General features: G+C 69.4%; 8 protein-coding genes. 4 read left to right on the top strand and 4 right to left on the bottom strand.

Going from position 1 to position 7,148, the window contains the following annotated elements; genetic code table 11:
- Positions 1–205 precede the first annotated feature (205 nt).
- The gene (locus tag C5O18_RS04780; protein ID WP_146089212.1) at positions 206–502 is read left to right on the top strand and encodes a hypothetical protein; all 297 of its coding nucleotides are present in this window, start codon (positions 206–208) and stop codon (positions 500–502) included.
- A 36-nt stretch (positions 503–538) separates the two neighbouring features.
- Here C5O18_RS04780 and C5O18_RS04785 read toward each other — a convergent pair whose 3' ends face one another.
- From C5O18_RS04785 to C5O18_RS04800, 4 genes are all read right to left on the bottom strand, one after another.
- The gene (locus C5O18_RS04785) at positions 539–1,996 is read right to left on the bottom strand and encodes an NAD-dependent succinate-semialdehyde dehydrogenase (RefSeq protein WP_105191931.1); all 1,458 of its coding nucleotides are present in this window, start codon (positions 1,994–1,996) and stop codon (positions 539–541) included.
- A gap of 93 nt (positions 1,997–2,089) precedes the next feature.
- A complete protein-coding gene (locus C5O18_RS04790) occupies positions 2,090–2,536 on the bottom strand; it encodes an acyl-CoA thioesterase (RefSeq protein ID WP_105191933.1) in 447 nt (148 codons plus the stop codon).
- A 65-nt stretch (positions 2,537–2,601) separates the two neighbouring features.
- The gene (locus tag C5O18_RS04795; RefSeq protein ID WP_105191935.1) at positions 2,602–3,753 is read right to left on the bottom strand and encodes an iron-containing alcohol dehydrogenase; all 1,152 of its coding nucleotides are present in this window, start codon (positions 3,751–3,753) and stop codon (positions 2,602–2,604) included.
- Positions 3,750–4,925: an iron-containing alcohol dehydrogenase gene (locus tag C5O18_RS04800; RefSeq protein ID WP_105191937.1), complete on the bottom strand. Its 1,176-nt coding sequence runs from the start codon at positions 4,923–4,925 to the stop codon at positions 3,750–3,752. The genes C5O18_RS04795 and C5O18_RS04800 overlap by 4 nt, the downstream gene beginning before the upstream one ends.
- An 80-nt stretch (positions 4,926–5,005) precedes the next feature.
- On the opposite strand from C5O18_RS04800, the gene C5O18_RS04805 reads away from it, so the two are divergent.
- The 3 genes from C5O18_RS04805 to C5O18_RS04815 form a co-directional block, all read left to right on the top strand.
- Entirely contained in the window at positions 5,006–5,593 is a 588-nt protein-coding gene (locus tag C5O18_RS04805; protein WP_105191939.1) for a CinA family protein, read from the top strand.
- Positions 5,594–5,707: 114 nt separating this feature from the next.
- Complete coding sequence (gene recA, locus C5O18_RS04810) at positions 5,708–6,757, top strand: recombinase RecA (RefSeq protein ID WP_105191941.1); 1,050 nt, start codon at positions 5,708–5,710, stop codon at positions 6,755–6,757.
- On the top strand, positions 6,732–7,148 hold a 417-nt coding region (locus C5O18_RS04815; RefSeq protein WP_158249270.1), incomplete at its 3' end, for a regulatory protein RecX. The genes recA and C5O18_RS04815, both read left to right, overlap by 26 nt.

A 7,148-nucleotide genomic window follows, 5' to 3' on the forward strand; every position in this document is an offset into this window, starting at 1 on the left:
CTAATGAGTCTTATTTATATTTGAATGTCGGGTGACTGGTGCGCATTTTGCTTGTCATCCCGACAGGGCCTGCCGGATCCATGGTGGTGCACGCAATGGGGGCGAATTGTGGTCTGTCGTCACGAATTCGTCGCCATTCCTGTGCATGCTGGCGGCCTTGCAGATGACAGACGCAGTTGTTGGCCACATCCAGGATGCCGGAGCCATGCGAACCAAGGTCAAGATCAGGACTGCCCCCGGGCTCCTGCTGTCTCTGATGAGCCTGCTCGGCAAATCAGGGCTGGCGACGCCGTGGGATATCATCTATGTCGTGCCCGGCAGGCACCGGGACCGCCGGCTGATCGCCGCGAAGATGAAGCGCATCGAGCAGATCGAGCGGCGGGGGCTGCTGCTGTTCATGATCACCTACGTGCTGCTGCTGTTCAGGCACGGCTACCGCAACCATCCCTACGAGGTCGAGGCCAGGGTAGCCGGAGAGGACGACGCGCTCCGCATCTACTGATGCCGCCCCGGCCTGCCCCGGTGGCATGGCGGTGGTTCAGTCCGCCATGCCGCCCAGGCACAGGTACTGCATCTCCAGGTATTCATCCAGCCCGTAGCGCGAGCCCTCGCGGCCGAGGCCGGATTCCTTGACGCCGCCGAAGGGCGCGATCTCGTTGGAGATGATGCCCTCGTTGATGCCCACCATGCCGTATTCGAGCTGCTCGGCAACCCGCCAGACCCGCTTCAGGTCGCGGCCGTAGAGGTAGGCGGCGAGGCCGGCACGGGTATCGTTGGCGAGTCGCACGGCCTCGGCGTCGTCGCGGAAGCGCAGCAGCGGGGCGACCGGGCCGAAGCTCTCCTCGCGCGCGATCGGCATGTCGTTGCCGACATCGGCCAGCACCGTCGGCGTGTAGAAGTTGCCGCCCAGCTCGTGGCGGCTGCCGCCGGTGAGCACGCGCGCGCCGGCTTCCACCGAGGCGGTGACCAGGCGCTCGACCTTGTCCACCGCGGCGGCATTGATCAGCGGACCGATCTGCACGCCATCGCCGAGGCCGTCGGCGACTTTCAGCGCCCGCACGGCGGCGGTCAGCTTCGCCGCGAAGGCATCGTAGACACCGTCCTGGACCAGGAAGCGGTTGGCGCAGACGCAGGTCTGGCCGGCGTTGCGGTACTTGGAGGCGAGGGCGCCGGTCACCGCGGCATCGAGGTCGGCGTCATCGAGCACGATGAACGGCGCGTTGCCGCCCAGCTCCAGCGACAGCCGCTTCACCGTGTCGGCGCACTGCGCCATCAGCCGCTTGCCGACGCCGGTGGAACCGGTGAAGGAGAGCTTGCGCACCACCGGGCTGGCGGTCAGCGCGGCGCCGACCTCGGCCGGCCGCGCCGTGGTCACGATATTGATGACCCCGGGCGGCAGCCCGGCCTCTTCGGCCAGCGCCGCCAGCGCCAGCGCGCAGAACGGCGTCGCCTCGGCCGGCTTGACCACCGCCGTGCAGCCGGCGGCCAGCGCCGGAGCCACCTTGCGCGTGATCATGGCGATGGGGAAGTTCCATGGCGTGATCGCCGCCACCACGCCCACCGGCTGGCGCAGCACGATGATGCGGCGGTCGCCGGCCGGCCCCGGCATGACATCGCCGTAGGCGCGCTTGCCTTCCTCGGCGAACCACTCGATGAACGAGGCGCCGTAGGCCACTTCGCCACGGGCCTCGGCCAGCGGCTTGCCCTGCTCGGCGGTCATCAGCCGTGCCAGATCCTCCTGGTGCGCCATGACCCGGTCGAACCAGCGCCGCAGCAGGCGTGCGCGCTCCTTCGCGGGCAGCGCGCGCCAGGCCGGCAAGGCCGCCTCGGCGGCGGCGATGGCAGCGTGCGTTTCTTCTGCGCCCATGTCCGGCACTTCACCCACCGGCTCGCCGCTGGCCGGGTTGAGGATGGTATGGCGGCGACCGTCGGCGGCATTGCTCCAGCGGCCGGCGATATAGGCCTGCTGGCGCAGCAGCGGGTTGTCCAGGGGCATGGCGGTTCTCCGTGTTCGTTTTCGTGGCGCCGCCCGCACGACGGGCGGGCCCGGTGACCGGGCCGGCGGCCGGCGGACAGGCGCGGTCGTGTCTCAGGGCACCAGCAGCTTTTCCAGCGCGGCGCGTGTGTTGTCGGGAATGGCTACCGGGCGGCCGCTGGCGCGGTCGACGTAGACATGCACGAAATGCCCGGCGGCGGCCGGCGTGTCATCGTCGTTGCGGAACAGGCCGACTTCGTAGCGCACGCTGCGGTTGCCGAGCTGGGTCACGCGGATCCCGGCGTGGACGGTGTCGGGAAAGGCGATGGGCGCGAAATACTGGCACTGGGTCTCGACCACGAAGCCGACCACCTCGCCGCCATGGATGTCGAGCACGCCGGCATCGATCAGGTAGCGGTTCACGGCGGTGTCGAAATAGCTGTAGTAGTTCACGTTGTTGACGTGACCGTAGATGTCGTTGTCCATCCAGCGCGTCGGGATGGCGAGGAAGTGCCGGTAATCGGCACGGGTCTGCAGCTTGCGGTCGGCAGCGGTGCTCATGCGGTGTCCTGTCGGGTGGGGCGCAGTCCCGGCGCCGGCCGGGTCTGCTGCTCGGTGAACGGTGATCAGTAGACGGCGCGGTAGATGCCCAGGGCATCCTCGCAGGTCACCTCGCGCGGGTTGTTGACCAGCAGGCGCTGCACGGCCATGGCGTCGCGCGCCAGCAGCTCCAGGTCGGCCTCGCCCACGCCATTGCCGCGCAGCGTGCGGTCGAACGGCATGTCCGCCACCAGTGCGGTCATGCGCTCGATGAAGGCCAGCGAGGCGCTGTCGTCGTCGCGGCTGGCGGCCGGGTCGAGGTGACGTTCGAGTTCGGCGTACAGGCGCGCGGCGGCGGGGCGGTTGAAGGCCAGCACCGGCGCCAGCACCAGCGCGTTGGTGAGCCCGTGCGGCAGGTGGTAGCGGCCGCCGAGCGGATACGCCAGCGCATGCACGGCGGCCACCGGGGCGTTGGCGAAGGCCATGCCGGCGAACAGCGAGCCCATCAGCATGGCCTCGCGCGCCACCGCGTCGCGGCCGTCGGCGAGCACGACGCGGATGCTGTCGTGCAGCGCCTTCAGCGCCTGCAGCGCGAGCGCGTCGGACAGCGGGTTCTTCTTGTGCCGGCTGGTGTAGGCCTCGATCGCGTGCACCATGGCATCGATGCCGGTGGCGGCGGTGATGTGCGGCGGCAGGCCCAGCGTCAGCGTGCTGTCGAGCACGGCGGCATCCGGGTAGAGGCAGCCCGACACCACGCCCTTCTTCTCGTCCGAGGGCGTGGTCAGGATGGCGATGGGCGTGACCTCGGAGCCGGTGCCGGCGGTGGTCGGCACCTGGATCAGCGGCAGGCGCGGGCCTTTCGCGAGCCCGACGCCGTAGATCTCCGGCAGCGCCTGCGGCGTCTTCGCCAGCAGCGCCACCAGCTTGGCGGTGTCCATGGCGCTGCCGCCGCCGAAGCCGACCACGCCATCGGCGCCGGCGGCCACGGCGGCGGCCACGGCCGCCTCCACGCTGGCCTCGGGCGGGTCGGCGAGCACGTCGGTGTAGAGCGTGTGCGCCAGCCCGGCATCGGCGAGGCCGGCGAGCAGGCCGGCGGTCAGTCCGCTGTCGTGCAGGAAGCGGTCGGTGACAATGAACAGGTGCCGCGCCCCCAGCTCAGTCGCCAGCGCGCCGATGCCCGTCGCCGCGCCCTGCGCGCAGACGATGCGCGGGGTGGTTTCGAAGACGAAGCCGCTCACAGGCAGGCTTCCAGCACGCGCCGGCTGACTTCCGGGGTGACTTCCTGGCGTTCGCCCAGCTTCACCATGCCGTGCGCCTGCAACTGCGCCAGCAGATGATCCAGCGCCTCGGTGCCGATGCCGTAGGCCGACAGCCGGGTCGGCACCTGCATGCGCTCGAAGAAGTCGCGGGTGCGCGCGATGGCGGCGTCGATGCGGGCATCGCCGCCGGCCCGGGTTTCGTCCGCTGCCGGCGTCAGGCCCCAGACGCGCTCGGCGTACTGCAGCAGCTTCTCGCGCTTGGCGTCGCGGCGTTCGGCGAGCATGGCCGGCAGCACGATGGCCAGGGTCTGGGCGTGGTCGAGGCCGTGCGCGGCGGTCAGCTCGTGGCCGAGCATGTGCGTCGACCAGTCCTGCGGCACGCCGGCGCCGATCAGGCCGTTGAGCGCCTGGCTGGCGGCCCACATCAGGTTGGCGCGCACGTCGACATTGTCCGGTTCCGACAGCGCGCGCGGGCCCTCCTCGATCAGCGTCAGCAGGATGCCTTCGGCGAAGCGGTCCTGGATGCGGGCATCGACCGGGTAGGTGAGGTACTGCTCGACCACGTGCACGAAGGCATCGACCACGCCGTTGCCGACCTGGCGCACGGGCAGGGTCAGGGTCTTGGCCGGGTCCATGACCGCGAAGCGCGGGTAGAGCAGGGGGTGGCTGAACGCCAGCTTGCTGTGCGTGGCCAGATGGGTCACCACCGAGCCGCTGTTGGTTTCCGAGCCGGTGGCGGCCAGCGTCACCACCACGCCCAGCGGCAGCGCCTGCTTCACCGCGCGGCCGCGGCTGTGCAGGATCTCCAGCGGATCGCCCTCGTGGTGCACGGCGGCGGCGATGAACTTGCTGCCGTCCATGACCGAGCCGCCGCCGACGGCGAGGATCCAGTCGGCGTTTTCCTCGCGTGCCAGCGCCACCGCGCGCATCAGGGTCTCGTAGCTGGGATTGGGCTCGATGCCGCCGAACTCGATGACGGTGCGCCCGTCGAGGGCGGCGCGGACTTCGGCGAGCGTGCCGGTCTTCTGCACGCTGCCGCCGCCGTAGGTCACCAGCACGCGCGCGCCGGCCGGAATCTCCTTGCCGATGGCGGCGATCATGCCGGTGCCGAAGAGGACCTTGACGGGGTTTCGGTAGGTGAAATTGAGCATGGAAAAAACCTCCGGACGGTTACCGGGCGCCGCCTGCGCCGACTACACTCGGGGCATCAGCATACTGTCTCGGAGTGAAAATGTCCCATCAGTCACAGGATGCGGCGCCAGGGAATGTCGCCGGCTGGCAGGCCGCCGACGCGTTTCCCGCCGGCGAGCTGCAGGCGGCCATTTCGGCGCTGTCGGCGGCGGTCGGTGCGGCGCTGCTGGCGCGCGGCGGTCAGCTCGCCACCGCCGAATCCTGCACCGGTGGCGGCATCGCCGAGGCCATCACCCGGGTCGCCGGCAGCTCGCGCTGGTTCGGGCAGGGCTGGGTGACCTACAGCAACGCCGCCAAGACCGCGGCGCTGGGCGTGCCGGCCTTCGCCCTGAAGCGCCACGGGGCGGTCAGCATCCCGGTCGTGCGCTACATGGCGGTGGGCGCGCTCGAACGTTCCGGCGCCGACTGGGCGGTGGCGGTGAGCGGCATCGCGGGGCCTGACGGCGGCAGCGAGGACAAGCCGGTGGGGCTGGTCTGGATGGCCTGGAGCGGCCCCTTCGGCACCGAAGCGGAGGCGCTGGTCTTCCCTGGTGATCGTGCCGAGGTCAGGGCGCGGACCATCCATCATGTGCTGTCGCGGCTGCTGGTGCTGATATCGGCTGGCGAAGCGCCGGACCCTGTGCCATAATACTGTACGAAAGGACAGCTTCTGTCGTCCGCCCTGGCCTGCAACGCTGCACCGGGCGGTCCGCAGGACAGATCACCATCCATGTGGCGAACCCGACACGCGAGGACATGCCGAATGAACGACAACAAGCAGAAAGCCCTGAGCGCCGCGCTGGCCCAGATCGAGAAACAGTTCGGCAAGGGCTCGGTCATGCGCCTCGGCGACCAGCCTGACACGGGCGCCATCCCGGCCATTTCCACAGGCTCGCTGGGGCTGGACATCGCCCTGGGCATCGGCGGCCTGCCCAAGGGCCGCATCGTCGAGATCTACGGCCCCGAGTCCTCGGGCAAGACCACGCTGACCCTGCAGGTCATCGCCGCCTGCCAGCGCGCCGGTGGCACGGCCGCCTTCGTCGACGCCGAGCATGCGCTGGATCCGCTCTACGCCGGCAAGCTCGGCGTCAATGTCGAGGACCTGCTGGTGTCGCAGCCGGACACCGGCGAGCAGGCGCTGGAAATCACCGACATGCTGGTGCGCTCGGGCGCGGTCGACATCATCGTTGTCGACTCCGTCGCCGCGCTCACGCCGCGCGCCGAAATCGAGGGTGAAATGGGCGACATGCACGTCGGCCTCCAGGCTCGCCTCATGTCGCAGGCGCTGCGCAAGATCACCGGCAACATCAAGCGTTCCAACTGCCTGGTCATCTTCATCAACCAGATCCGCATGAAGATCGGCGTCATGTTCGGCAACCCGGAAACCACCACCGGCGGCAACGCGCTCAAGTTCTACGCCTCGGTGCGCCTCGACATCCGACGCATCGGCGCGGTCAAGGAAGGCGAAGAAGTGGTCGGTTCGGAAACCCGCGTCAAGGTGGTCAAGAACAAGGTGTCGCCGCCGTTCAGGGAGGCCGAGTTCCAGATCCTCTACGGCCAGGGCATCAACCGCCAGGGCGAGATCGTCGACCTGGGCGTGAAGCTCGGTCTGGTCGACAAGTCCGGCGCCTGGTACGCCTACCAGGGCAACAAGATCGGGCAGGGCAAGGGCAATGCCTGCAAGTTCCTGCTGGAGAATCCGGATATTGCGCGCACCATCGAGGACCAGATCCGCGACCAGCTGATCGGCCCGGTCAAGGCGCTGCCGGAAGATGCGGATGAGCCGGGTGTCTACGAAGAAGCCGGTTTCTGACCCGGCGGCTCCCCTGACGCCCGAGCAGGTTTGGGGGAGGCTGCTCGCCTGGCAGGCACGGCGCGAACACAGTCGTGCCGAACTTGCCGGCAAGCTGGCCGGACTCGGTGTCGTTCCTGATGCCGCTGAGCCGGCGCTGGACCGGCTCGCCGAGCTGGGTCTGCAGAATGATGACCGTTACGCCGAAATGCTGGTACGCAGCCAGCTGCAGCGCGGCAAGGGGCGACAGGCCATACGCCAGGCGTTGCAGCAGCGCGGACTGGATCGCGACCACCCGGCGCTGGCCGAGCAGGCGGATGACCTGGACTGGGTGGCGCGCGCCGTCGAGCTGCTGCAGCGCCGTTTTGGAGACCGTGCCGGCGGGCCCGCTCAAGACGAGCGTGAGCGGGCC

It is taken from the genome of Amnimonas aquatica (assembly GCF_002943415.1).
GTDB lineage: Bacteria > Pseudomonadota > Gammaproteobacteria > Pseudomonadales > Moraxellaceae > Perlucidibaca > Perlucidibaca aquatica_A.

Bases quoted from the DNA above. Each gene is read 5' to 3' on its own strand.
- C5O18_RS04780 (WP_146089212.1), top strand. From the start codon at position 206: ATGCGAACCAAGGTCAAGATCAGGACTGCCCCCGGGCTCCTGCTGTCT.
- recA (WP_105191941.1), top strand. From the start codon at position 5,708: ATGAACGACAACAAGCAGAAAGCCCTGAGCGCCGCGCTGGCCCAGATC.
- C5O18_RS04790 (WP_105191933.1), bottom strand. From the start codon at position 2,536: ATGAGCACCGCTGCCGACCGCAAGCTGCAGACCCGTGCCGATTACCGG.
- C5O18_RS04805 (WP_105191939.1), top strand. From the start codon at position 5,006: ATGTCCCATCAGTCACAGGATGCGGCGCCAGGGAATGTCGCCGGCTGG.
- C5O18_RS04800 (WP_105191937.1), bottom strand. From the start codon at position 4,925: ATGCTCAATTTCACCTACCGAAACCCCGTCAAGGTCCTCTTCGGCACC.
- C5O18_RS04785 (WP_105191931.1), bottom strand. From the start codon at position 1,996: ATGCCCCTGGACAACCCGCTGCTGCGCCAGCAGGCCTATATCGCCGGC.